Genomic DNA, 25401 nt, shown 5'->3' with positions numbered 1-25401 from the left:
TGTTAATCGAAAAACGGTGCGGGTGAGCCTGCGCCGTTTTTTGTTTTGCGGAGCCGGTGTATGAGTCAGAAAATTGACTGGAACGAACTGTTCTTTTCGTCGCATGGGCGCATACGCCAGACGCCGTTTATTATCGCTCTGGTTCTGCTGTTGCTGGCGGTCTGGCTTTATGAGGCCGTTGCCGTCGATGCCCTCAGGCTGCTGACCTTCTGGATTGTCTATCCGTTCCTGTTCTATGTCGCCGCCAATGTGCTGTCGAAGCGCCTGCATGACCGCGGGCGTTCCGGCTGGTGGTCAGCCGTGATTCTCGTTGCCTTTATCATGGTCTGGCCGGTGCCGTCGACGGTGTCCGATGCGCTGGGTGTGGCCGTGCTGTTGTGGGCCTTTGTTGATCTGGTGCTGATGCCCGGTGAGCGCGGCTTTAATCGCTATGGCCCGCCGCTGCGTCCTGAGATAGTGCTGGAAACGATTTAAGCCTCTGAGACTGGCCCGAAACGGGCCACAAAGCTTTGTTTCAGGGCGTAATCCACCTCATCCATCGTCACCGGCAAGCCCAGATCCACAAGGCTGGTGACCCCGTGCTCAGAAATACCGCACGGCACTATGCCTGAGAAATGGCTGAGATCGGGTTCAACATTCAGGCTGATGCCGTGGAAGCTGACCCAGCGCCTGAGCTTGATGCCGATAGCGGCAATCTTGTCTTCCGGTGGCGGTATGATCCCGCGATCGCGACGCTCGACCCACACCCCGACACGACCGTCACGAATATGGCCTTCGACATTAAAGGCCGACAGGGTGTCAATAATCCACCCCTCAAGCGCCTGCACAAACGCCCGCACATCCTTGGTGCGGCGATTGAGATCAAGCATCAGATAGACAACCCGCTGACCCGGCCCGTGATAGGTGAATTGCCCGCCGCGCGCGCTCTCGAACACGTCGAATCGCTCAGGCTCCAGCAAATCCTCACGCTTGGCCGATAGCCCCGCCGTATAGAGCGGCGGATGCTCAACCAGCCAGACCAGTTCCGGTGCATCGCCTTTGTGGATGGCCTCAACGCGTGCCTCCATAAAGGCCACCGCGTCGGGATAGCTGACCTTATCGCGCGCCACGCGCCATTCCGGCAAGGCGGCGTCTGAAGATTTTAAGAAAAAATCAACCTTGTTACCAAGGTTTAACCTGTCATCAAGCATGTTGGTCAAGAATGGTTTTTCGCGGAGCATCAGGCTCCCTTATATGGTGGTTTGAAACCCTTATGTCGAGTGTAATGTCAAATCAGGTCAGTGCGGTGCCGGTCGAAATATCCGTGCTTCTGGGGCGTAGCGTCCTGCCGATGCAGCAATTGCTGCGCATGGGTCGTGGCGCCGTGATACCGCTTGATGCGCGTGAGCACGACGAGGTGTGGATACTGGCCAACAACCATCCGGTCGCACGTGGCGAAATCCAGATTTTTGAAGAAAAAATCTCCATCGTCGTTACCCGTCCGGCGGATGTCTATGACTTTATGGCCTTGGGAAGTTAGGTTCCGATTCAAGGCCGTAAGAAAAAAATATCATCAAATTCGGGGATAAGCTGTTTTTGGTGCTTCACAAACACTACAATGATTGGTACATGGCGCGCCTTCCGATACGTGCGGTCGTGGCGGAATTGGTAGACGCGCAGCGTTGAGGTCGCTGTATCGCAAGATGTGGAAGTTCGAGTCTTCTCGACCGCACCATTCGGAAGTTAAAGAAAGCGCCTGACAAGGGCGCTTTTTTTGTGCCCAATATGCTGGCAACAGGGTGCGTAATGATGAAATTTTTTATACCTATTTTGGCTGTGGCCAGCTTGCTTATAGGCGATATGTCTGTCGCGCAGGCTGAGGGCGATACTCAACGGGGTGTTGATACTTCGGCCGTAATTGACATGGCGGAAGCCGGAAATGTCTGCGCGCAATATGTGGCGGCTGTTTTATATAGTGAGGATGCGTCAGAGTTTGCTGACTCTGAGGAAGAGCTTTGGCTTATTAAGGCGGCTGATAACGGAATGGCCAGGGCTCAGTACAGGCTGGGATTACTATACCTGGCTGTAGCGAACACAGAGGCGGACGGTGAAAAAGCGCGCAAATATTTGCATCAGGCGGCAGAGGGGAGAGAGGTTCAGGCTCAACGTTTTCTGGCTGGCTACTATGACGCTCCGCACATAGCCAGACATGAGGAGGCCACCTATTGGTGGCGTAAAGCTGCCGAGCAAGGCTTAATAATAGCGCAAACTGAACTGGGGCTGCGGTATGAAACAGGCACCCATGTAACCCAAAGCTATGAGGGGGCAGCAAAGTGGTACCTTGAGGCCGCCAGTCAGGGAGATGTAACGGCTATGGGGCAACTGGGGCAGATGTACTTAACCGGTACAGGTGTAGATAAGAATGAATCTAAAGGACGTGAACTGATAGCGGCCTCCCAGTCGGAAGAAAACTACCGTAAATCAATAATTTTAAGCTTGGGGAGCACCGAAGCAGATGTTGATTTTTTAGCTCGTTACGCCGCTATGAAGGCGGACGACACTGAAGAATCCCAACAATCGGTATTTAATGAGGTGAGAGCTGAAGCCGAGAAGGGCGCATCAATGGCGAAGTTCATGCTCGGGCGAATGTACATTTCAGGTTTTGGGACGGAACAAGATATTGGTAAAGGCGTGTCTCTGATCTGTGAAAGTGGTGTTTAGGTGTAAATTTGGTCTTGGTTATAATTCTTAGTTAAGCATAGAGATCCTCGTCACAGAGTGATGAAACAGGTTGCAATCTTTGAAGATTCAGGTGATTCTGACAAAGATTTTAATGCCTTATTTTTAAGCCTTTCAGGGGAGGGTGGTTTCATGTCTCAAAAACCCGGCCCTGAAACACTCGATCATAGAACACCTGACCATAAACCAGATGACGACCTGCGTTTCATTTCGCTGAAAAGCCTGACGGAGGCGGAAATCGCCGAAGCGCGGCTTCAGGATGATGATCTGCCGCCGCTCAATACCCCCGAAGACATCGAAGATTTCGCCCTTCAGGACGACTACGCCCTTAATCCGCAATATATCGCGCTGGTGATCGATTCGGCGGATCGCGGCGACGGGATGCGTCTGCGTGAACTGCTTGATGCGCTGCATCCGGCGGATATTGCCGATCTGATGGGCTTTTTGTCTGCCGATTATCGTGAGCAGGTGATCCCGTGGATACCCGCCGACCTGCTGGCTGAGGTCTTGCCCGAACTTGATGACGGCATCCGCGAAGAGGTGGTCGAAAACCTCCGTCCCGATGATCTGGCCGAGGTGCTTCAGGAACTCGATTCCGATGACGCCGCAGCGGTCTTTGAGGACATGGAAGCCGATCAGCAAAAGGCGGTTCTGGCGGCCATGACCGAGGCTGATCGTGAGGCCATGGTCACGTCCTTGTCGTTCGAGGAAGAAACCGCCGGTCGCCTGATGCAGCGCGAAGTCGTGGCGGCGCCTGATTTCTGGGATGTCGGTCAGGCCATAGACCATATGCGCGCCCATGCCGCCGATCTGCCGGAACTGTTTTTCGACGTCTATGTGATTGATCCCGGTCATCGGCCTATCGGGGCCTTGCCGGTGTCGCTCCTGATGCGCACCGCCCGCGATACGCCCTTGTCGGCGGTAATGGAACCGGTGACCGAAATTCAGGTCGATGTCGATCAGGAAGAAGTCGCCTATATTTTCGGTAAATATCACCTGATTTCCGCTCCGATCGTTGATGCCGGCGGGCGTCTGGTCGGTCAGATCACGGTCGATGATATTGTTAATATCATTCAGGAAGAAAGCCGCGAAGACATTCTGGCGCTGGGTGGGGTTTCCGAAAGTGAAGGCCGTGACGCCGATCTCTGGGAAATGGTCAGGGCGCGTCTGCCGTGGTTGTCGCTCAATCTGCTGACGGCGTTTTTTGCCTCATGGCTGATTTCTTTGTTTGAGGCCGAGATCACCAAACTGGTGGCTCTGGCGGTTCTGATGCCGATTGTGGCCTCTATTGGCGGTAATTCAGGCACGCAGGCCCTGACGGTTTCCGTGCGCGCCCTGTCGTCACGTGAACTGACGACCGCCAATGCCATAAGAACCGTATGGCGCGAGGTGCGGGTGGCTCTGGTCAATGGTGTGGCTATTGCCCTGTTGCTGGGGCTGGTGGCGGGACTGTGGTTCCACAGTCTGCTGTTGGGGCTGGTGATTGGTCTGGCGGTGGTTATCACCCTGACCGCGGCAGCATTGGCGGGCACGCTGGTGCCCCTGACCCTGTCGCGTCTGGGGCGTGATCCGGCGGTCGCCTCGCCGATTTTTGTGTCGGCGGTAACGGACTGCATGGGATTTTTCAGTTTCCTGGCGCTGGCGGCAATAATTCTGTTGTAAATCGGCGCGACCCTATGGTCAGTTGCAATGGTTAACCCTGAATCCGAAGCGTGGCGTGCAAAGGCCCATGCCTTGCTATAGACAGGGCTTAACCTGTAGGGGTGTTCCGTTTTGGGTCAGGATGAGTGATGAGAGCGCGACATAAAGTCTCCCGCGCCGGAGTCGAGCTGATCAAGAGTTTCGAGGGGTTGCGTCAAAAGGCGACACGTCTGGTCGACGGTCGCTGGTCTATCGGCTATGGCCACACCTATTCTGCCCGCGAAGGCGCAAACGTTACCGCCGAAGATGCCGATGCCCTGCTGCGCTTTGACCTGTTGCCTGTGGTCGATGGTCTGAATAATCTTGTGCATACGCCGATCAATCAGAACCAGTTTGATGCGCTGGTGTCCTTTGCCTTTAATATTGGCATCGAAAATCTTGTGACATCGGATGTGTTGCGCCGGATCAATGAGGGGCGCATCACCGAGGCCGCTCAGGCCATGGATAATTGGACAAGTGCGGAATATAACGGTCAGACCTATGTGCTGGCGCCGCTGGTACGGCGTCGGGCGGCGGAAAAGACCCTGTTTCTGACGCCTGATGACGGTGGTGTTGAAATTGACGCCGATATGATCGCACCGGGGGCCATCAGACCGTCCATGCCCGCGCCCACAGCTCCGGTGTCGCCGCCCGTGAAGCCCGTTATTGTACGCGTGGCCGACATTGCTGAGACCCCTGTTCAGGACAGTTACGCCGCCCGTCGTCAGGCCGATCAGGACGCCGCCCTTCAGGCCGAGTATCTGCGTCTTGAGGCGCAGAAAGCGGCGGAGCTGAGACAGGCCGAACGGCTCAGGGCCGAAGCGCAGCAACGCGAAGACGAGCAGCGCCGCTATGAGGCGCAGCGCTTTGAGCAATTGCGGCTGGCCGAGGAAAACCGCATCCGTGAGGAGGTCTTAAAACGCGAAGAGCTGTTGCGGCAGGAAACCCTGCGTCAGGCGCAGGCACTGGCGGCGGCGCGTATCGCTGAGGAGGCCCGCCTTGAGGTGCTGCGCCGTCAGGAGGCCGAACGGATTGAGCGCGAACGCTTTGCCCGTGCAGAGTATGAGCGTTTAGAGCAGGCCCGTTTAGAGGAAGCCCGCTTGGATCAGGAACGCCTTGAGGCTGAGGCCCGTCTGCGTGCCGAGCAGGAGGCACGTGAGCGTGACCGACAGGTCGCCGAAGCGCAGGCTGCCGAAGCTCTGAGACTTGAGCAGTTGCAGGCCGAAGAAGCCGCTCAGGAAGCCGCCGCCCAAGAAGCGGCTCAAGAAGCGGCACAAGAGGCGCAAAGGCTTGAGGCTGAGCGTCTTGAAACGGAACGTCTCGAAGCTGAACTTGTGGCGGCGGAAAATCTGGCCCGCGAACAGGCGGCGGCAGACGCTGCGCAAAAGGAAGAAGAGGCCCGCAAGGCCGAGGCGGCCGCGGCTTTGATGCGCCTCTATTCGCCCTATGCCAATATGGGCGGCACACTCGTTAAGCTGCATAATGACGGGGATAAACCGGACCCTGTACCGGCCCGGATACTGTCAATGACCATGCCTGCGCCATCAGTCGCCCAAACACCGGAAATCCAAACAGATTCGCAGCAAGCGGCGTTTGAACTGTCGGCGCAACCGCTGACGGATGCGGATTCCGGCGCAGAGACACAGGTTGATGTGGTCGCGCCGGCATCCAAACCGGTTATTCCTGTGCCTGCCGATATACCTGTTGTGCCACACTGGCGCGATCAGTTGCAGCGTCCCTTGCCCGGCCAGACAGCGCCAGAGTCAGCGCCTGCATCACAGGTAACCGAGGTGCCGGCACCGGAGCGCACCTCCCTGATGGTGGACTATGTGCCGTCCATGTCGGAGCAAACCGATCCGGTATTTGATGACGATGACGACTGGATAACCGAAGACGGGCGTGTGGCCCTGTCGGCGGATGAGGCCAATGAGGAGGGAGGGGGCCAAAGCGTCTGGAAGATGTTTACCTCGACCCTGTTGTGGATCATCAGCTCGGTGGTCGGTCTGGCGGCGCTTGGGGGGGCGACAGCGTCCTATTATCAGTCTCAGAGCGACGTCAATATAGGGCAGGGGCAGAGTGAGCAGTTCACCGTTATCTCAAGCGTTCTGGCGGTCATTGGCATTATCTGCGTCTGCGTTTCGGTCTATCTGATCCTGAAACGTCTGGGGGGCCTTAAGGATTAAGCGACACGCAGGCAGCAACAAGGCAAAAAAAACGGCGGAGACTGATCTCCGCCGTTTTCATTTTTTAAGCGCCCATATAGGCAGGTAACCAGCTTTCGTGCGCCTGTTTCAACGCCTCAAGCGAAAGCGAGGCCGCACCGGCCAGCACCAGATCGGTTCCCGTCGCAACGCCGACCGTCTGGGCCGCAACACCGGCCTCAGCGGCCCGTGCCAGCACCAGATGTGCCGAAGCTTCATCAACTGCCACCAGATAACGTGCCTGATCTTCGGCAAAGGCAAATACGTGGTCTTCGAGGTCAGTCGGGTTTTTCAACTCGATGCCGACATTTGACGCCGCCGCCACATCAAAGGCTGCCGTCAAAAGCCCGCCGTCAGACAGGTCGTGGACGGCCTTGGCGGTTTTGGTGTGGATCAGGCTGCGGACGAAATCACCGTTCAGCTTTTCCAGTTCCAGATCGACCGGTGGCGGTGCGCCTTCCTCAAGGCCATGCACTTCACGCAGATAGATGGATGAACCAAGCTCACCCTTGGTATCACCAATGAGGATCAGGACCTGACCGTTTTTCAGGCTGTTGAAGCCGATACGGTTCTCATAGTCTTCGATAAGACCCACAGCACCAACCGTCGGGGTTGGGGGAATAGCGACGCCGTTGGTTTCATTATACAGCGACACATTGCCCGACACGACGGGGAAATTCAGCACGCGGCAGGCTTCGGCCATGCCGTCAATCGCGCGGACGATCTGGCCCATGATCTTCGGACGCTCAGGGTTGCCGAAGTTCAGATTGTCGGTGATGGCGATCGGGTCAGCACCCACGGCGGTCAGGTTGCGCCACGCTTCGGCCACGGCCTGCTTGCCACCCTCATAAGGATTGGCCTGAACATAGCGCGGTGTGACGTCAGACGTAACCGCCAGCGCCTTCTTGGTGCCGTGGACGCGTACGATACCGGCATCGGCACCGGTGGCGGAATCGGCCAGCGTGTCAGCCATGACGTGACGGTCATACTGCTCCCAAAGCCAGCGCTTTGAGGCCATGTCAGGGCTTTTGAGGATGGTCAGCAAGGCATCACCGACGGGAGCCACCGGCACGCGCGTCAGAGGCGCCTGCGTGTCAGGCTCGACCCACGGACGGTCATAGAGCGGCGCATCGTCCGACAGCGGACCCAGCGGCAGATCGCAGACGACTTCGCCCTTATGCGTCAGGACAATATGGCCAGAAGTATTGGTTTCGCCGATCACGGCGGCATCCAGACCCCACTTTTTGAAGATACGATAACCGTCTTCTTCGCGGCCGGGCTTGAGGATGGCCAGCATGCGTTCCTGAGATTCCGACAGCATCATCTCATAGGCGGACATGTTTTCTTCGCGCTGCGGCACCTTGTCGAGATCAAGCGTGATCCCCAGTCCGCCCTTACCGGCCATTTCGACCGATGAAGACGTAAGACCGGCGGCGCCCATATCCTGAATGGCGGCAACGGCACCTGAAGCCATCAGTTCAAGCGTCGCTTCAATCAAAAGCTTTTCAGCGAACGGATCGCCAACCTGAACCGTCGGGCGCTTTTCTTCGGAGTCCTCGGAAAATTCAGCCGAAGACATGGTCGCACCATGAATGCCGTCGCGACCGGTTTTCGAGCCGAAATAAACCACCGGCAGACCGGGTTCCGGCGCAGCAGAATAGAAAATCTTGTCGGCATCAGCCAGACCCACGCACATGGCGTTGACCAGACAGTTGCCATTATAGCCCGAATGGAAGTTGGTTTCACCGGCGACCGTCGGCACGCCGACACAGTTACCGTAACCGCCAATACCCGCGACCACGCCTTCGACGATACGCTTGGTTTTGGGATGGTCAGGCTCACCGAAACGCAGGGCGTTCAGAAGCGCCACCGGACGCGCACCCATGGTGAACACATCACGCATGATGCCGCCAACACCGGTGGCTGCGCCCTGATAGGGTTCGATATAGGACGGATGGTTGTGGCTTTCCATCTTGAAAACACAGGCCAGCTTCTGGCCATCGGGGCCTTCACCGATATCGATAATACCCGCATTTTCACCGGGACCGCAAATGACCTTGTCGCCCGTGACGGGGAATTTCCTGAGGTGCAGCCGTGAGGATTTGTACGAGCAGTGCTCCGACCACATGACCGAGAACACCCCCAGTTCAACATAGTTCGGCTCACGGCCCAGACGGTCGAGAATGACCTGATATTCGTCGGGCTTAAGACCGTATTCGGCGGCGTATTCAGCGATGGTTTTGGTGGTGCTCATGATGGTCAATTGTCTCGGAAACTCAGGCGCTTTGCAAAAGACGTTGCAGGCTGTGGAACAGGGGGGCCCCGTCGGCCGAACCCAGTGAGGGTTCAAAGGCGCGGTCAGGGTGTGGCATCATACCCAGAACATTGCCCGCCTTGTTGACGATACCGGCAATATTGTTGATCGAGCCATTAGGGTTTTCCACATAGCGGAAAACGACCTGACCATTGTCTTCGATGCTCTGAAGGGTGTCGGCATCGGCAAAGAAATTGCCATCGGCATTGCCTTGCGTCATCCAGATCGTCTGTTCGTCGCCATAGGCCGACGTGAAGCGCGTATTACGGTTTTCAATCGTCAGTTCAATCGGCTTGCAGATATATTTCAGACCGGCATTGCGCAAAAGCGCACCGGGCAGAAGCCCGCTTTCACACAGGATCTGAAAACCGTTACAGATACCTAAGATTGACACACCGCGTTCAGCCGCCTTAGCGACCTCGGCCATGACCGGTGATTGCGAGGCCATCGCCCCGCAACGCAGATAGTCGCCATAAGAGAAGCCGCCGGGAACGACAATCAGATCCAGACCTGAGGGCAGGGCGGTTTCCTGATGCCAGACCATATCGACGTGACCACCGGTAGTGGTTTCCACCGCTACCTTACAGTCGCGGTCACAGTTCGAACCGGGGAAAACGAGCACGGCGGCTTTCATATTACGCAACCTCAATACGATAGGATTCGATAACCGTGTTGGCCAGAAGCTTTTCGCACATGGCCTTGACCTCGGTTTCGGCGGCGGACTTGTCGGACGCCTTCAGATCGAACTCAAGCACCTTACCGACGCGAACGTTTGACACGTCCGTCCAGCCGAGGCCACCGAGTGCGCCCTCAACGGCCTTGCCCTGAACATCCAGAACGCCATTTTTCAGAAAAATATGAACCTTAGCCTTCAGCGTCATTGCCAAAGCCTCCTTCAATAACGCGGGGCATGTCGCCCATGATACCTAAACGCTTGGCCACTTCGGCATAGGACTCGATAACATTACCCATGTCGCGACGGAAACGGTCCTTGTCGAGCTTTTCGCCCGAGGTCGCATCCCACAGACGGCAGGAGTCGGGGCTGATTTCGTCCGCCAGAATAACGCGTGAGAAGTCGCCTTCAAACACACGGCCATATTCGATCTTGAAATCGACCAGAGTGATGCCAACTGCCGCGAACATGCCCGACAGGAAGTCGTTGACACGTAGGGTGGTCGCCAGAATGTCGTCAATTTCCGGTGTCTGCGCCCAGTTAAAGGCCGTGATATGCTCTTCGGTGACCATAGGGTCTTCGAGGGCATCGTTCTTATAATAGAATTCGATGATCGACCGCGGCAGCTGCTGGCCCTCAGGGATACCAAAGCGCTTGGCAATCGAACCGGCGGCGACGTTACGGCACACGACCTCAAGCGGAATGATCTCGACTTCGCGGATCAGTTGCTCACGCAGGTTCAGGCGCTTGATGAAGTGGTTTTGCACGCCGATATTCGTCAGCTTGGTCATGACGAATTCGGAAATGCGGTTATTGATGACGCCCTTACCCTCAAGCACAGCTTTTTTCTGTGCGTTAAAGGCGGTGGCATCGTCCTTGAAATATTGCACAAGGGTGCCTGGCTCAGGACCTTCGTACAGGATCTTGGCCTTGCCTTCGTAGATTTTTTTGCGACGGGTCGTCATAACGGCCATCTCCGGTCAATGGGCTGAAAGGGATCACGGGGCATTCCGAACTGTCCGTAGTCGTCATATAGTGACGACAGGGATTTTACGAAAGCTGATCCGGAAAGAGCCTTTCAAACGGCTGGGGGCATCCTAAGGGATGCGGACTGAGGCTGCAAATAATCAAAATCTTTTACGATGTAAATGACGGTTTGTGTTGCTTATGGACTTTGCGCAGATTAAAACCATCAATGTAACTGAGGTTTTATCGCTATGACTACATTTGATGATCGTTCCAAGGGTTTTGAGGCACAGTTTGCCCATAGCGCGGAGCTTGAGTTTAAGGCGGTTTCCCGCCGTAACCGGCTGGTAGGCCTGTGGGCCGGCGAAAAAATGGGTCTGACCGGCGACAGCCTTGAAAACTATGCCAAGGCCGTCGTGCGCGCCGATTTTGAGCAGCCCGGCGAAGAGGATGTGATTCGCAAGGTTCTGGGCGACCTTAAGGCCTCGAACCTGACGGTGTCCGAAGGCGAAGTCCGCACCAAGGTCGCCGAATATCTGGCGCAAGCCCGCGAAGCCCTTAAGGGCGAGCAAGAAGGCTAAGTTTTTCGCTAACTGGATTCTAAAAAAGGCTCCGCAATGCGGAGCCTTTTTGTTATGTGTTTGGCTCTCATGCTCCCCCAACAAGTTAGGGGAGCATGAAAGATTCAACAGTCACTGTCGTTTGGTCTTTATCCTGAAAAGCACCGTCTACCTCGGGGCTGACGGGTGCAGGGCCTGAGGCCCTGCCTAGCGTTTCTTCTTTTTACCCTTTGATTTTTCGGTCACGCCCTTGGGGCGACCACTTTTACCCTTCGGCCCACCTTTGCCGGGGGTACGGCGGAGTGTCTCGGTGCGTGACCTGACCCCCAGGCGTGGACGGGGGGCATTGGGATCGGGGGCTTCCGGCTCGGAAAGGGCCGTGAAGACCAGACCGCCGGTCATGGGCATGGCCTCTTTCAGTTCCACCTCAATCGTCCGCCCCAGCCGCCAGCGGCGGTGATGGCGTTCCCCCACCAGCGCATGGGCCTTGTCGTCGTGAATGTAATAGTCGTCATGCAGGCTGGAGGCCGGAATGATGCCGTCCGCACCGGTCTCCAGCAGCTTGACAAACATACCAAAGCGCGTGACGCCGACGATGCGGCCCTCAAAAGTCGCGCCGACCTTGTCCTCAAGGAACGAGGCGACATAACGCTCAATGGCTTCGCGTTCGGCCTGCATCGACCGCCGTTCGGTGGTGGTGATATGTTCCGCCGTATCAGCCAGCGTCTTCATCTCATAGTCCGTCAGGCCATCATCCCCAAGCTTCAGTGCGCGGATCAGGGCGCGGTGCACCGTAAGGTCGGCATAGCGACGAATAGGTGAGGTGAAGTGCCCGTAACGGTCGAGATTAAGCCCGAAGTGACCGGCGTTTTCCGCCGAGTAATGGGCCTGCATCTGGGTGCGCAGAACGACTTCGTTGATGATGTCGGCGTGCGGCCCGTCCTTTTGCGCATCAAGCAGCTTGTTAAACCGGTCGGTACGCGGCGGTTCGCCCTTGTTCCACGGCAGACCCAGCGTCGACAGAAAGTCAGCCAGATTGCCGACCTTTTCCAGCGAAGGCGGCTCATGCACGCGGTAAATCAGCGGCGAGCGGTGCTTCTCAAGCGTTTCTGCGGCCGAGACATTGGCCTGAATCATCATTTCTTCGATCAGGCTGTGGGCCTCAAGCTGGACGCGCGGCGTAATGGCAATGACGTTGCCCTCAGGATCCAGTTGCACCTTGCGTTCGGTTGAGGTGATGTGCAGCGGCTGACGCACCTTGCGGCCCTTCGACAGGCAGGCGTGCGCCGCCCATAAAGGTTTCAGAAGCGGCTCAAGCAGCGGCGCGGTCTTGTCGTCGGGGTTACCGTCGATGGCGCTTTGGGCCTGTTCGTAACTCAGCTTCGCCGCCGAACGCATCAGGCCACGCACGAATTTATGGCTGATTTTCTTACCCGAAGCATCAAACACCATGCGCACGGCTAATGTAGCGCGATTTTCGCCTTCCTGCAGCGAGCACAGCCCCGCCGACAACACATGCGGCAACATCGGTTCCACGCGATCGGGGAAATAGGTCGAATTGCCCTTTTCCCGCGCGTCACGATCCAGTGACGAGCCTGATTTCACATAATGGGCGACATCGGCGATGGCCACCCAGACAACATAACCACCCGCATTGGCCGGATCATCATCCGCATGCGCATAGACGGCATCGTCATGGTCCTTGGCGTCTTGCGGATCGATAGTGATGAACGGCAGGTCACGCAGATCGGTACGCTTGCCCAGATCAGGCGCTTTCGCCTCTTCAGCTTCTTTGACCGTCGAGGTCTGAAAACCGACCGGCAGGCCGTGCGCATGGATAGCCATGATCGAGGCGATGCGCGGACTGTCTTCCTGTCCGATCACCTCAAGCAATTTGGCCGGTTTTGGGCCATAACGATGGGTGCCACCTTGCGGCGACGCCATGACGACATCGCCGTCCTTCAGGTCATCCAGATTGCCGGCCACCAGCACAAAACTATCGCGCGATTTGCGATCCACGCTTTCGAGGCGGTACTCCTTGATCTTGCCACGCTTGCCGATACGCACCACACCGACCAGCTTCGGCGCGCCCTGATCAAGAATTTTCACCAGATGCGCAATCCATTCGTCGTCGGCTTTCTCAAACCGCACATAGATGCGGTCGCCGAGCGTTGGCGGAGTCTGGGCGACAGATTTTTTCAGCGGTGCCAGCCGGGCCAGAGGGGCCTTGCCCGCCTCATCCTTGCCCCAGCGCACCCAAAGTTCGCCATCGACATCGCGTTCCACGACCTCGGCCACGCCGGTTTCCGGCAGGACGCCAACGGCTGAGAAGGTCTTGCGGCTCTGTTTGTCGATCTTACCTTTTTCGGCCAGCGCTTTCAGGCGGTGACGCAAGAGGCGGCGTTCTTCGCCCTTAAGGCCGAAATGTCTTGCCAGCGCCGATACATCGACATCGCGTGAGGTTTTCAGCACCTCAAGCAGGGTATCATCATCGGGTAAGCCCTGAGGGCTGCGCGGCATAAGGGGAAGTTTACTCATGAGTCGAAGTGTACAGACTTTGCCTCAAAGACGATAGCTATTTTGGCAGGGCAGGGTCTTGGACCCTGCACCCATCAGCCCCGAGGCAAGTGGCGCTTTCCAAACCAACAAAAACCCCCGCCGGATTGCTCTGGCGGGGGTTAATTGTATTCAAGGCTGACACCTGCGCCCTGTTACGGGTGCAGGGTCGCGACCCTGCTTACTGGACGATTTTCGCCACGACGCCGGCGCCGACGGTACGGCCACCTTCACGGATAGCGAAGCGCAGCTTCTCTTCCATGGCGATCGGGGTGATCAGTTCAACATCAAGCTCGGCGTTGTCGCCTGGCATGATCATTTCCACGCCTTCCTTCAGGTGAACGATACCGGTCACGTCCGTCGTACGGAAGTAGAACTGAGGACGGTAGTTCGTGAAGAACGGGGTGTGACGGCCGCCTTCTTCCTTGGTCAGGATGTAGGCTTCAGCAACGAACTTGGTGTGCGGGGTGATCGAACCTGGCTTGCAGAGAACCTGACCACGCTCAACGTCTTCACGCTTCGTACCGCGCAGCAGAACGCCAACGTTATCGCCAGCTTCACCTTGGTCAAGCAGCTTGCGGAACATTTCAACGCCCGTGCAGGTCGTCTTCTGAACCGGACGGATGCCGACGATTTCGACTTCTTCACCGACCTTAACGATACCGCGCTCAACGCGACCGGTCACAACCGTACCACGGCCCGAGATCGAGAACACGTCTTCAACCGGCATCAGGAACGGCTGGTCGATAGGACGTGCAGGTTGCGGGATGTAGTCGTCAACCGTTTGCATCAGCTCGAGAACGCGCTGCTCGCCGATTTCAGGGTTCACACCGTCGGTAGCGGCCTTAGCCGAACCCTTGGTGATGGGGATATCGTCGCCTGGGAACTGATAGGAAGACAGAAGTTCACGAACTTCCATTTCAACGAGTTCAAGCAGTTCTTCGTCGTCAACAAGGTCAACCTTGTTCATGAACACGACCAGAGCCGGAACGCCAACCTGACGGGCCAGCAGGATGTGCTCGCGGGTCTGAGGCATAGGGCCGTCAGCAGCCGAAACCACCAGAATAGCGCCGTCCATCTGAGCAGCACCGGTGATCATGTTCTTCACGTAGTCGGCGTGGCCCGGGCAATCCACGTGGGCGTAGTGACGGTTAGCCGTCTCATATTCCACGTGTGCGGTGTTGATGGTGATGCCGCGTGCTTTTTCTTCAGGAGCCGCGTCGATGTCGGCATAGTTCTTGGCGACGGCGCCGCCGGACTTTGCCAGCGTCATCGTGATCGCTGCGGTAAGGGTCGTCTTGCCGTGGTCAACGTGACCAATGGTCCCGATGTTACAATGCGGCTTCGTGCGGTTGAATTTTTCCTTCGCCATAGGACAAGGCTCCGTATCGCCCCATAAGGGCTAAGGTTAAATCTAAAAATGATATGGAGCGGGTAGACGGGATCGAACCGACATCCTCAGCTTGGAAGGCTGCTGCACTACCATTGTGCTATACCCGCCTGATTGCAGGCTGTGATTTGCAGTCTACGGTTCGGTTTCTCTCGGTCGTGCGATGGTGGGGGAAGCAGGACTCGAACCTGCGAAGCTTACGCAGCGGATTTACAGTCCGCCCCCTTTGCCGCTCGGGACATTCCCCCATACGCACGGCGATTTTTAAAACCGGTCGCTCTTTAACTCAACCTTTTGAAAAAGGACAAGTGCAAAAACAAAAAAACGTTTGGGTTTCTGTGGATGCCCGTAATAAGAGAGCCACTTGTTCCCAATGTTTCGACCTTAGCCTCAAATCGGAGCGCGTCTTATAGTGGCCATTAAACGCGAACGCAACGACCCCGCAGCGCGTAATACGCAAAACTTCGGAAAAAAATCACAATTTCAGGGGAAAAGCCGTCAGGCCCCTCCACCAAAAGGTAACGAAGGTCGCGAAAAACCGCAATCTTTTCATAAGCCTAAGGTGTCCGAAGAGGGCTGGGTATGGGGGCTTCATGCCGTTGAGGCGGGCCTGAAAAATATGTCCCGCAAGGGGCCGATCCGGCTCTATCTGACCGAAGACCGGCAAAAAAGCCTGCCTCAGACCCTGCTGAAGCGTTCCGATCTGCATATGCGCGTCACGCCGATGGCCGAATTCAATGCCTTTTTACCGCAAGGGGCGGTGCATCAGGGAATCGCTTTTAATGCGCCGCCGCTCGAAGGCACGGATATTGATTCGCTGATGGAAGCGGCTCTGTCGCGTGACGTGCCAGTGCTGGTCATGCTCGATCAGGTCACTGATCCACAGAATGTTGGGGCGATTTTCAGAACCTGTGCCGCCTTTGGGGCCTCAGGCCTGATCATGCAGGACCGCCATTCACCGGTTATGCAGGGCGTGCTGGCCAAAACGGCGGCCGGTGCTGTGGATGTCGTACCGTTTGCGAAGGTGACGAATCTGTCACGCGCTCTGGAACGACTGGCTGAGGCCGGTTTTGTTTCGCTCGGACTGGCAGGCGAGGCCGAAGGCACGCTTCAGGAGGTTCTGGAAACACAAGGCTGGCGTAAGTCCGCAGGCCCGCGTGGTCTGGTGCTGGTGATGGGGTCGGAAGGGGAGGGCCTGCGCCGCCTCGTGGCCGAACATTGCGATCATCTGGTGAAAATCCCCATGCCCGGTGGCTTTGAAAGCCTGAATGTCAGCCACGCCACCTCTATATCCTTATATGAGGCACTTGGCCGAAACTATTAAAAACAAAAAATTCGGATTATCGGAAAAATCCGGCATTTTCAAACGTCATATATAGATATCGGGCGTAGTGGTTGCCTGTGGCGTTAAATGCAGGCATTGAGTGCGAATGCGAATAGTTTTGAATTTGTTGGGACTGTTTTTTGTGGCGCTCGGGGTGATCGGGGCGTTCCTTCCGGTCATGCCGACAACCATTTTCCTGATTATCGCGGCCATTATCTTTGCCAAAAGCAATCCGGCATGGGAGGCGCGAATCATGGCGCACCCGCAATTTGGCCCGCCGGTACGCGCCTTCCGCGAAAAGGGCGTGATCGGCCCCAGAGCCAAGATGTTCGCCGTCGGCGGCATGACCGTAAGCTCCGTCATCAGCTACTTTCTCATTGACGGTTACTGGGCCTTTGCGCCTGCCATCGCCTGCGGTCTGTGTGCGATTTATGTGCTGTCGCGGCCGTCCCGATAAAAAACAGACCTTTTCACAGTTGTCTTCGCCTTAAGCCTTGCTCTTGGGTCAAAGCGCTGATAAACGGCTGCCCTCTCAGGTGGTTGTGTGATTAAAAACATGTCCTGAACCTGAATACAGGGGTATAGCTCAGCTGGTAGAGCGCCGGTCTCCAAAACCGGAAGTCGTGGGTTCGAGTCCCTCTGCCCCTGCCATTTTTTATAATCGGGGCTTGAAACATGGGTTTCGAGCCTCATTTCTGTTGTTTAAAAGCCTTTTGGTTCTCTAAAAAGTGCCCGAAATGGCTTTAAGAAACGAACAATAGCAAACCGGAAACCGCGCCCAATGGTGAAAAAAACTCCGAATAAGCCTGTGGTGGAAAGCGCCCGTAAGGGCTCAGACATCGCCAAAGCCGCTTTGAAAACAGCGGGCGCAGGCTCAGGTACGACTGGCGGCGCGTCAGCCGAGGCCGCGCCGAAAAAGCGCACAAGCCCCGGAAAATTCATCAATGAGGTCCGTCAGGAAGGTCGCAAGATCAGCTGGCCATCGCGCAAGGAAACCTGGATCACCACGGTAATGGTTCTGATCATGGTTTTGATTGCGGCGGTATTTTTCTATATTATTGACGGTGGCCTCGGATTCGCGGTCAACTACCTCATCAGTATCGGGCGCTAAGGAAATAACTATGGCCGAAACTCTGGAAGCCACTCTGGCCCCCAACCCAAGACATAAGTGGTACATTGTCCACGCCTATTCCAACTTTGAGAAAAAGGTGGCCGAGGCTTTGCGCGATCAGGCGAAAGCGCAGGGGCTTGAGGACAAGTTTTCTGAAATTCTCGTCCCGACCGAAGATGTCGTTGAAATCCGCCGCGGTCGCAAATTCAACTCTGAGCGCAAATTCTTCCCCGGCTATGTGCTGGTAAAGATGGAGCTGACGGACGAAGCCTACCACCTTGTGAAGAACACCCCCAAGGTTACCGGCTTCCTCGGTTCGGCCTCAAAGCCTATTCCTGTTTCGGAAAAAGAAGTTCAGCGCATTATCGGCACCGCCGATGTTGCCGCCGAGAAGCCCAAGATCGTTCTGTCCTTCGATATCGGCGAAAAGATCAAGGTCACCGACGGCCCGTTCGCCAGCTTCGACGGTGTGGTTGAAAGCGTCGATCAGGAGCATGCCCGCCTTAAGGTATCGGTATCGATCTTCGGTCGTGCCACACCGGTGGATCTGGAATTTGCTCAGGTCGAAAAGACCGTCTGATATTTCAGACAGGTTCATAAGAATATCAAAAGCGCTCCGGTTGTTCGGAGCGCTTTTTCTTTGGCCTTGCAGCGGCATAAGCTGTTAGAGCGTTTTCCCATCAAATAGAATTATTTGATGGATAAGAAAGAGCGACAAAACTAAACCTAGAGCAAAATTTCGGATCAATCTGATCGAAATTTTGCTCTAGGCTCAATGGGCGCAAACACAGACCAGACGGGGACTTAGTGCTTAAGAAGATAATCATTGGTGTGCTGGCGGTTGTTGTGTTGCTGACTGTGACCGGGGGGCTTTATATTGCCTCGGTGATTGAGACGCGTCCGGAAGAAACCCCAGCGGTAACCTCCGTGACCTATGTGGACACCTATGCACCGGCAGGGGTAGCGGCAGCGGACTGGCTGGAAACCCTTTATCATGAGCACACTGTGCCCTCGGTGTCGGCGGCAGTCGGCATAAACGGACAGCTGGTCTGGGCCGGAGTCATCGGCTACACGGACATAAAGGTGCTGCACGCCGCCAGACTGACCAGCACCTACCGCGTCGGCAGCATCTCAAAATCCCTGACAGGCGCTGCGGTCATGCGTCTTGTCGAAAACCGGCAGATCGAACTGGACGCCTCGGTTAATACCTATGTGCCGGATTATGCCGATGGCAAGGCCGACTATACGATCCGGCAACTGTTGTCGCATCAGGCTGGCATCCGCAGTTATTCTTCGGATATTTCTGAACTTTTTAGCTTCAAAACCTACACCAGTACGCGCGAAGCGGCGACGATCACCGAGAACGATCCCTTACAGTTCACACCCGGCACAGGCTATGAATATACCACTTACGGCTACACGGTTCTGGCGCTGGCTATGGAAGGTGCGACCGGCAGGCCTTATGAGCAGATCATGTACGAAGAGGTGCTCAAGCCAACAGGCATGAGCCTGACCCACGTTTATCGGGCGGATGCGCTGGTCAAACCGGCCAAGCCCTACATGCTCATCAGCGGCGCCCTGATCGAAGCCCCCGAAGATAATATCAGCTATAAACATGCCGGTGGCGGCTATGTCTCGACGCCGTCCGATCTGGTGCGTTTTGGTAATGGCCTGTTGTCGTCTGCCTTCCTGTCCTCAGCCAGTCGTGACGCTATGTGGACACAGGTGCCGTTTGCAAACGGAGCGGTAAACCCTCACAAATACGGTCTGGGCTTTCAGGTGGGCGAGGGCGCGCAAGGCCGCTATGCCTATCATGGCGGCACGGCCAATGGCACCTACAGCTTTTTGCTGATCTATCCGGATACAGGTGTGGTGGTGGCGCTGGCGTCCAACTATATGCCCACCGGCAACGGCTTTGACCGGCTGGCTGAGGCCGAACGGCTTGCGGCCCTGTTCCGGCAATAGTTTTTAGGTTTAAGGGCTTGTCGGATCAGCCCATTTAGACTATAGGCACCCGTTCTGCCTCAAGGGGTAGATTAAATCCGTGGCAGGGGTTGCCCGCACCACGGCTCTATATATCTGGAGATACATTCAATGGCTAAGAAAATCCTGGGCTACATCAAGCTCCAGGTGAAGGCTGGCTCGGCTACGCCTTCGCCCCCCATCGGCCCGGCACTGGGTCAACGCGGCGTTAACATCATGGGTTTCTGTAAGGAATTCAACGCCCGTACCGAAAACGTCGAAAAGGGTACGCCCCTGCCGACGATCATCACCGTTTATCAGGACAAGTCGTTCACCTTTACGACCAAGACGCCGCCTGCAACCTTCTTCATCAAGCAAGCGCTTGGCCTGAAGTCCGGTTCCAAGCTGCCGGGTCGTGACAGTGTTGGTCAGATCACTCGCGCCCAGCTGCGCGAAATCGCCGAAAAGAAGGCGAAAGACCTGTCCGCACACGACGTTGAAAACGCCGCCAAGATCATCGAAGGCTCTGCGCGTTCGATGGGTCTGAAGATCGTCGACTAAGGGGAATTCTGATGACCAAAATTGCAAAGCGTATCAAGGCGTGGGACGTCGATTCCGACAAGCTGCACGGCCTGACCGAAGCTCTTAACGTAGTTAAGGCAAACGCCAAGGCGAAGTTCGACGAATCCGTCGAAATCGCTATCAATCTGGGTGTTGACCCGCGTCACGCTGACCAGCAGGTTCGCGGCGTCGTGCAACTGCCGTCGGGTACCGGTAAAGACGTTCGCGTCGCCGTATTCGCCAAGGACAAAAAGGCTGAGGAAGCTCTGGCTGCCGGTGCTGAAGTCGTTGGTGCTGAAGACCTCGTGGAAAAGATCCAGGGCGGTTTCTTTGACTTTGACCGCGTTATCGCGTCTCCGGACATGATGGCTTTGGTCGGTCGCCTTGGTAAGGTGCTTGGCCCGCGCGGCCTGATGCCTAACCCCAAGGTGGGTACCGTGACCCCGAACGTGGCTCAGGCCGTTAAGGACGCAAAGTCCGGTGCCGTTGAGTTCCGCGTCGAAAAGGCCGGTATCGTTCATGCCGGTATCGGCAAGACTTCCTTCACCGTTGAACAACTCGAAGCCAATGCCCGTGCCCTCGTGGACGCGCTGGTTAAGGCCAAGCCAACCGGTGCCAAGGGCCAGTACGTAAGACGCATCTCGCTGTCTTCGACCCAAGGCCCCGGCGTAAAGGTTGATCTGGCTTCTGCCCAATAAGGCAGGGGCTCAGCCCCTGCACCCGTTAGCCCTGAGGCAGACGGGACGATCCATATATAGAAACCCCCGTCGGTTTACCGGCGGGGGTTTTTGTTTTCTCCTCCCTATCGCGTGCGATGGGGAGGTGGATTTTTTAGCGTCAGCTAAAAAAGACGGAGGGGTACTAACGCATGGGACGGAAGACAAAATAAGACCCCGTCAGTTACAACACTGACATTATGGACCTTGCCCCACACCTCGGGTCAAATGGGTGCAGGGCCTGAGGCCCTGCGGCCCTGCCTGTCAGTCCTTAGGTTCGGCGACACAGGGGCCGCCATCGGGGCCTACATTGCCGGTGCACTTACGGGTCATCAGGGTGGGTTCTTTCAGTTCCACCAGACGGTTGGTGCCGTTACGCTGACGCTCCAGATCAAAACCGTCATAGAGCTTGCCCGACGCCGTATAGGTGCGGAAAGCGATCTTTTGCTTTGAAACGTCCACGATCTGATAAAGCTCGGTGGCTTCGGCAACCTTGTCAGGCTGATGGCCTGCGCGGTCGTTGAGGCCATACATCTTGGAACCGGCAACCGACACCAGATAGACAGGGCCTTGCGCTTCGCCACGTTTACGGGCGGTGAGACCAGCGGCGTGACCGGCTTCGGACGACAGGCGGCTGTAGCAGTGATCGTGACCTTGCAACACCAGATCGACCTTGTGCTTATCGAACACAGGCTTCCAGGCAGCCTTCAGCACCGGCGTGTCGTTAGGACGGGCGCAGGTAAAGATCGGCTGGTGGAACAGAACGACATTCCAGTTGGCCTGACTTGAGGCAAGGGTCTGCTCAAGCCACTGGGTCTGGGTGTCCAGCTTACCAAGATCAAGTGCAGCCGTGCCATCCAGAATGATGAAGCGCACGCCCTGATAATCGACGAAATAGGTGGTTTCCTTGATGGTCTCCGCGCCATTGGCGGGCAGGGCGAACTGCACCGGCCAGTGCGGGCCGAGGATGCGCGATTCTTCACCATCCGGCAGGATCAGGTCGGCATATTCATGGTTTCCGGTAGCCGGAAGCTGCGGCACCATGGCGTAGTTATAGCTGCCAGCCTGCGTCCATTCACCCCATTCATCGTCGTGATCGAGGTCGTCACGCTGGGCCACCAGATCTCCGGCATGAACCACCAGCGAAATCTTGCCTTCATGGAAGCCCTGACGGATGACGCGCGACGCGAAGGTCAGAATGCCGTTCTGGGTGTCACCCAGATAGAGGAAGCGGAACGGCTTGTCTTCGGCGGCCGCCGTTTTGAACTGGTGCCACTCGCTGTAACCGGCGTGGCCCTTAACGCGATAGGCATAGACGGTGTCGGGCTTAAGGCCGGTGAAACGCACCTGATGATAGTGCGCCAGACCGTTGGAGGACGGGAAATAGGTGGTGACACCCGTGACGGTCTGCGCCTGATGCTCTAAGGTGGGGCCATCAACGGCGACGGTGATCTGGGCCTCGGCGGTACGCTGCTGGCTGTCGGTGCGGAAAGACACGGCCATTTCTGTTGACGGATCAGCGCCTGCCGTCAGGACGACGCGATCTGGAATGGACTTCACGGCATAGGGCAGACCAGCGGTGCGCGGCACTTCCAGCGGCGGCAGGTCGTCTGCGAACACAGGCGCGGCAATAACGCTCAGGGCGGCGGTGCACAGAAGGGTTTTAAGCAACTTCATAAACATCCCTTTCAGGAAAAAAGGGGCAGTCATCCTGTCGTACCAGAATGCTGCCCCACCATTTTTCAATACACAGATCAATAGTTGAATTTCACGCCGAACTTGGCGGTCCAGCTATATTCTTCGTATTGCAGCAGGCGCTTGCGACCGCCGTAGTTATTATAGGCGGTGTAACTTGCGTCATTCAGGTTCACCAGTTCACCGAACAGGCGCAGATTCTTGTTGATGCGGTACTTGGCCGACAGGTCAATCTGCGTGTGCGGACGCACGTAACGGTCGGTGTCCGCGTCATCAAGATCGCCCAGTTCATCCAGATAGCTGGAACGATATGAGGCAGCCGCACGCAGTGACAGCGGGCCTTTTTCGTAACCAAGCACGAAGTTAGCCGTGTGCTTGGCCGAGTTCGGCAGCGAGATCGAGCGCGTCGCGGTTTCATCGATCAGGATGTCACCCTCGGCATCGGTGTAGGTGTAGTTGACGTTGACCAGCAGGCCATCCCATGGCGACGGCAGGAAGGACAGGGCCTGCGAATAGGCCAGTTCAAAGCCCTTCACATCAGCTTCTTCACCGTTAACGGCGAATTCGGCTTCTTCATAGGCAATGCCATGATAGGTGCCAGCCTGATCGGTTTTGTACGTAACAATGAAATCCTTGATCTTCTTAAAGAAGAAGCCACCCTGAATAACCGCTTCAGGGGCAAAATAATATTCCAGAGTCAGATCAAGATTGGTTGCCTTGTAAGGATCAAGGTCGGGATTGCCGAATTCACCCTCAAGGTCCTCGTTGATGACGTAACGCGGGGCCAACTTGCCGAAGCTTGGGCGCATCAGCGATTGCGACGCCGCGACACGGGCCACCAGTTTGTCAGAGACATTGTAGCGCACATTCACGCTGGGCAGGACGTCCGTATAATCGCGACGGACCTCAACCGGTGTAATTTCGAGCGTGTCATCATTGACGTTGGAACCGTTGAGTTTCAGCTTTGTCTGCTCGATACGCACACCACCTATAACCCGCAGGGCACCATTGTCATAACGTCCCAGAACATAGGCGGCATTGATATCTTCGGTCGCGCGGTAATCTTCGATGGTTGACGCCAGAAGGCTATCGTCATCGTTATATTCAAAATCACCGAAACCATTGGCGTTGATGAAGTCCTTTACCTTACCCAGATCCGGCACGACGCCCATGTCCGCCAGACGATAGGTCTGTGTACCGGCGACGTCCGCAAGGGTAAAGCTTTCGCTGCCTTCATACGAGTCATAGACGTCGATGGTCATGTCCAGCTTTTTGTCGCGCTGGCGCAGCTTGGCACCGAACTTCAGTTCAAATGAACCGGAATCCAGATTGAAGTTGCGGGCGGCGTCAAACTTGGCGGACCATTCGGTGTCCTTGGCGTCTTCCTGAGTGGTGCGCTCTAGGACGGTCATTTCGTAAGAGGCGGCATTGTTGAAATTACCCGGCGCGCCAACCACTGAGTAGGCCGGTTTCTTCATGTCGCTGTAGTCGAATTGCAGAACCAGCGGATTGCCGCTGTTGAAGCGGTTGCGGAAGCGGATCGGATCAACCGAACCTTTTTCCTGCTGATCAGCCTGAGAGAAGGCCAGATCATAGTTGAATTTCCAGGCACCGGTGAAGGTCTTGCCGCCAAAGGCCACGGTGCGGATGGTCTGCCATTCGCCACGGTCTTTCAGATCGCGACGTACTTCGATGCGGCTATCTGCCGAGTCGAAGGTTACGGTATCGCCGGATGCGTCAGATACTTCGTCGAATTCAGTGATCAGCACCAGACGACGACGCAGTTCGGTATCATCGAACTTGGAATAGAGCGTGCGCAGATACATCGACGAATTTTCGCCGAGACGATAATCAAAGTTCAAGGTCGCGCCATAGCGCTCGCGACGGACATCGTAATCTCGGTAATCGATTTCTTCGGCAAAATCGACGCCATTATCGTCTGTCGCCCATGAACCGACTTCGACATTGTCCGATTCAAATTTGCGATTGTAATAGCTCAGGCCACCGGCAACCCCCAGGTTGTCCGTCAGACGCGTTGAGAAATCAAAGCTGCCCTTGGGCGAGGTTTCACCGCTCAGGTCATTATAGGAGCTTTCGAGCGAAGCCGAGACAAATCCTTTTTTGCGGTCAAAAGCAGAGGTGGTGTTGATCTCGATCGAGGCACCGATGGTGTCAGCATCCATATCCGGCGTCAGGGATTTTTTGATGTCAATCGATTCAATCAGTTCCGCAGGTACGACATCTAGCGCGACCGCGCGCTCATCACCACCGGTCGCCAGAATGCGGTTGCCGTTCAGCGAGGCCGAGTTCAGGTTCGGATCAAGACCGCGAACCGATACGAAGCGGCCTTCGCCCTGATCGTTCAGGACATTGACGCCGGGGGCGCGACGAATGGACTCGGCGACGTTCTGATCGGGGAACTGACCGATAGAGTCACGCGACAGGGTGGTTTGTACGCCGTCTGCCGAACGCTGACGCGAGATGGACGAGTTCAGATTGGCGCGCTGACCAATAACCAGAATAGTGTTGCTGTCCGTACCATCGGCCGGGGCCAGCAGGACATTGGCGCTGACATCGCCGGTAGCGGGAACGCTGATGCTGACCAGTTCCGTACGGGCACCGGTATAGGTGACGCGCAGCGTATAGTTACCGGCAGGAATGTTGGTGAAACGGAACTGACCGTCACTATCAACCGTATGGCTCTGGTTCAGTTCAACCAGCGTAACTTCCGCGCCCCGCAGAACGGCACCAGTGTCGGTGGCGTCGGTGACGGCGCCGGTCACATTACCGGCGTTTGCCGCCGCAGCGGACACCAGAGCCGTGGACGCCAAAAGAATGGCGGTCAGACGGCGGGAGGAGGTCTTGGTAAACATTAACTACCCTATCAGTTTTGATAATCGATAGGGGCGCTACCTAGTCAGGCTCTGTGACAGTTTAATAACAGGCTGTCTTTGGACGTTAATAATTGTGACAG

Annotated in this window: 22 protein-coding genes and 4 tRNA genes; 15 read left to right on the top strand and 11 right to left on the bottom strand. The window is 56.3% G+C overall.

The annotated features are described in order from the left end of the window. Window positions 1-60 precede the first annotated feature (60 nt). Window positions 61-474 carry a DUF805 domain-containing protein gene (locus E5201_RS07785; RefSeq protein ID WP_140985485.1) on the top strand — a complete coding sequence of 138 codons (414 nt, stop codon included), beginning with the start codon at window positions 61-63 and terminating at the stop codon, window positions 472-474. Here the strand turns inward: E5201_RS07785 and lipB are convergent. After that, on the bottom strand, window positions 471-1190 hold the full coding sequence (lipB, locus tag E5201_RS07780; RefSeq protein ID WP_140986083.1) for a lipoyl(octanoyl) transferase LipB: 720 nt from the start codon (window positions 1188-1190) through the stop codon (window positions 471-473). The genes E5201_RS07785 and lipB overlap by 4 nt on opposite strands. A 74-nt stretch (window positions 1191-1264) precedes the next feature. Here lipB and E5201_RS07775 point away from each other — a divergent pair, with 74 nt between their 5' ends. The 5 genes from E5201_RS07775 (at window position 1265) to E5201_RS15005 (ending at window position 6581) form a co-directional block, all read left to right on the top strand. After that, window positions 1265-1519 (top strand): FliM/FliN family flagellar motor switch protein, encoded by a 255-nt coding sequence (locus E5201_RS07775; RefSeq protein WP_140985484.1) that lies wholly within the window; start codon window positions 1265-1267, stop codon window positions 1517-1519. Window positions 1520-1629: 110 nt separating this feature from the next. Beyond that, window positions 1630-1714 (top strand) — tRNA-Leu (locus E5201_RS07770). Between the two features lie 71 nt (window positions 1715-1785). Then, window positions 1786-2700, top strand: coding sequence for a tetratricopeptide repeat protein (locus E5201_RS07765; protein WP_181404565.1), 915 nt, complete (start codon window positions 1786-1788; stop codon window positions 2698-2700). A 150-nt stretch (window positions 2701-2850) separates the two neighbouring features. Then, window positions 2851-4380, top strand: a complete 1530-nt coding sequence (mgtE, locus tag E5201_RS07760; protein WP_140985482.1) for a magnesium transporter — start codon at window positions 2851-2853, stop codon at window positions 4378-4380. A gap of 128 nt (window positions 4381-4508) precedes the next feature. Next, window positions 4509-6581, top strand: a complete 2073-nt coding sequence (locus tag E5201_RS15005) for a lysozyme (RefSeq protein WP_140985481.1) — start codon at window positions 4509-4511, stop codon at window positions 6579-6581. A 64-nt stretch (window positions 6582-6645) separates the two neighbouring features. Here E5201_RS15005 and purL read toward each other — a convergent pair whose 3' ends face one another. From purL to purC, 4 genes are read right to left on the bottom strand one after another with little or no spacing between them, the layout of a single operon-like run. Beyond that, the gene (purL, locus tag E5201_RS07750; RefSeq protein ID WP_140985480.1) at window positions 6646-8853 is read right to left on the bottom strand and encodes a phosphoribosylformylglycinamidine synthase subunit PurL; all 2208 of its coding nucleotides are present in this window, start codon (window positions 8851-8853) and stop codon (window positions 6646-6648) included. 22 nt (window positions 8854-8875) lie between these two features. Next, on the bottom strand, window positions 8876-9547 hold the full coding sequence (purQ, locus tag E5201_RS07745) for a phosphoribosylformylglycinamidine synthase subunit PurQ (RefSeq protein ID WP_140985479.1): 672 nt from the start codon (window positions 9545-9547) through the stop codon (window positions 8876-8878). 1 nt (window position 9548) lies between these two features. Continuing rightward, complete coding sequence (purS, locus tag E5201_RS07740; RefSeq protein ID WP_140986082.1) at window positions 9549-9788, bottom strand: phosphoribosylformylglycinamidine synthase subunit PurS; 240 nt, start codon at window positions 9786-9788, stop codon at window positions 9549-9551. Continuing rightward, on the bottom strand, window positions 9778-10551 hold the full coding sequence (gene purC, locus E5201_RS07735) for a phosphoribosylaminoimidazolesuccinocarboxamide synthase (RefSeq protein ID WP_140985478.1): 774 nt from the start codon (window positions 10549-10551) through the stop codon (window positions 9778-9780). The genes purS and purC overlap by 11 nt, the downstream gene beginning before the upstream one ends. A 252-nt stretch (window positions 10552-10803) precedes the next feature. On the opposite strand from purC, the gene E5201_RS07730 reads away from it, so the two are divergent. Next, window positions 10804-11133 carry a DUF1476 domain-containing protein gene (locus tag E5201_RS07730; protein ID WP_140985477.1) on the top strand — a complete coding sequence of 110 codons (330 nt, stop codon included), beginning with the start codon at window positions 10804-10806 and terminating at the stop codon, window positions 11131-11133. Between the two features lie 186 nt (window positions 11134-11319). On the opposite strand, the gene rnr is transcribed toward E5201_RS07730, so the two are convergent. From rnr to E5201_RS07710, 4 genes are all read right to left on the bottom strand, one after another. Further along, window positions 11320-13650, bottom strand: coding sequence for a ribonuclease R (gene rnr / locus E5201_RS07725; RefSeq protein ID WP_140985476.1), 2331 nt, complete (start codon window positions 13648-13650; stop codon window positions 11320-11322). Window positions 13651-13849: 199 nt separating this feature from the next. Continuing rightward, a complete protein-coding gene (gene tuf / locus E5201_RS07720) occupies window positions 13850-15040 on the bottom strand; it encodes an elongation factor Tu (protein ID WP_140985475.1) in 1191 nt (396 codons plus the stop codon). A 54-nt stretch (window positions 15041-15094) separates the two neighbouring features. Further along, window positions 15095-15168: transfer RNA gene (locus E5201_RS07715), tRNA-Gly, on the bottom strand. Window positions 15169-15222: 54 nt separating this feature from the next. Continuing rightward, window positions 15223-15306: transfer RNA gene (locus E5201_RS07710), tRNA-Tyr, on the bottom strand. Window positions 15307-15470: 164 nt separating this feature from the next. Between E5201_RS07710 and rlmB the strand changes: the two genes are divergently transcribed. The 8 genes from rlmB (at window position 15471) to rplA (ending at window position 20714) form a co-directional block, all read left to right on the top strand. Next, window positions 15471-16382, top strand: coding sequence for a 23S rRNA (guanosine(2251)-2'-O)-methyltransferase RlmB (rlmB, locus tag E5201_RS07705; RefSeq protein ID WP_246050479.1), 912 nt, complete (start codon window positions 15471-15473; stop codon window positions 16380-16382). Window positions 16383-16488: 106 nt separating this feature from the next. Next, entirely contained in the window at window positions 16489-16839 is a 351-nt protein-coding gene (locus E5201_RS07700) for a YbaN family protein (protein ID WP_140985474.1), read from the top strand. Between the two features lie 118 nt (window positions 16840-16957). Then, window positions 16958-17033: transfer RNA gene (locus tag E5201_RS07695), tRNA-Trp, on the top strand. 130 nt (window positions 17034-17163) lie between these two features. Further along, window positions 17164-17493 (top strand): preprotein translocase subunit SecE, encoded by a 330-nt coding sequence (gene secE, locus E5201_RS07690; protein ID WP_140985473.1) that lies wholly within the window; start codon window positions 17164-17166, stop codon window positions 17491-17493. A 10-nt stretch (window positions 17494-17503) separates the two neighbouring features. Continuing rightward, window positions 17504-18073 (top strand): transcription termination/antitermination protein NusG, encoded by a 570-nt coding sequence (gene nusG / locus E5201_RS07685; protein WP_140985472.1) that lies wholly within the window; start codon window positions 17504-17506, stop codon window positions 18071-18073. 227 nt (window positions 18074-18300) lie between these two features. Further along, entirely contained in the window at window positions 18301-19458 is a 1158-nt protein-coding gene (locus tag E5201_RS07680) for a serine hydrolase domain-containing protein (protein WP_140985471.1), read from the top strand. 129 nt (window positions 19459-19587) lie between these two features. Further along, complete coding sequence (gene rplK, locus E5201_RS07675) at window positions 19588-20016, top strand: 50S ribosomal protein L11 (RefSeq protein WP_140985470.1); 429 nt, start codon at window positions 19588-19590, stop codon at window positions 20014-20016. A gap of 11 nt (window positions 20017-20027) precedes the next feature. Next, entirely contained in the window at window positions 20028-20714 is a 687-nt protein-coding gene (gene rplA, locus E5201_RS07670; RefSeq protein ID WP_140985469.1) for a 50S ribosomal protein L1, read from the top strand. A 282-nt stretch (window positions 20715-20996) separates the two neighbouring features. On the opposite strand, the gene E5201_RS07665 is transcribed toward rplA, so the two are convergent. Beyond that, a complete protein-coding gene (locus E5201_RS07665) occupies window positions 20997-22409 on the bottom strand; it encodes a purple acid phosphatase family protein (RefSeq protein ID WP_140985468.1) in 1413 nt (470 codons plus the stop codon). Between the two features lie 77 nt (window positions 22410-22486). Beyond that, the gene (locus tag E5201_RS07660) at window positions 22487-25300 is read right to left on the bottom strand and encodes a TonB-dependent receptor (protein ID WP_140985467.1); all 2814 of its coding nucleotides are present in this window, start codon (window positions 25298-25300) and stop codon (window positions 22487-22489) included. Window positions 25301-25401 lie beyond the last annotated feature (101 nt).

Source organism: Asticcacaulis tiandongensis (assembly GCF_006475605.1).
Lineage (GTDB): Bacteria > Pseudomonadota > Alphaproteobacteria > Caulobacterales > Caulobacteraceae > Asticcacaulis > Asticcacaulis tiandongensis.
This window is presented reverse-complemented; position numbering and strand designations above follow the sequence as displayed.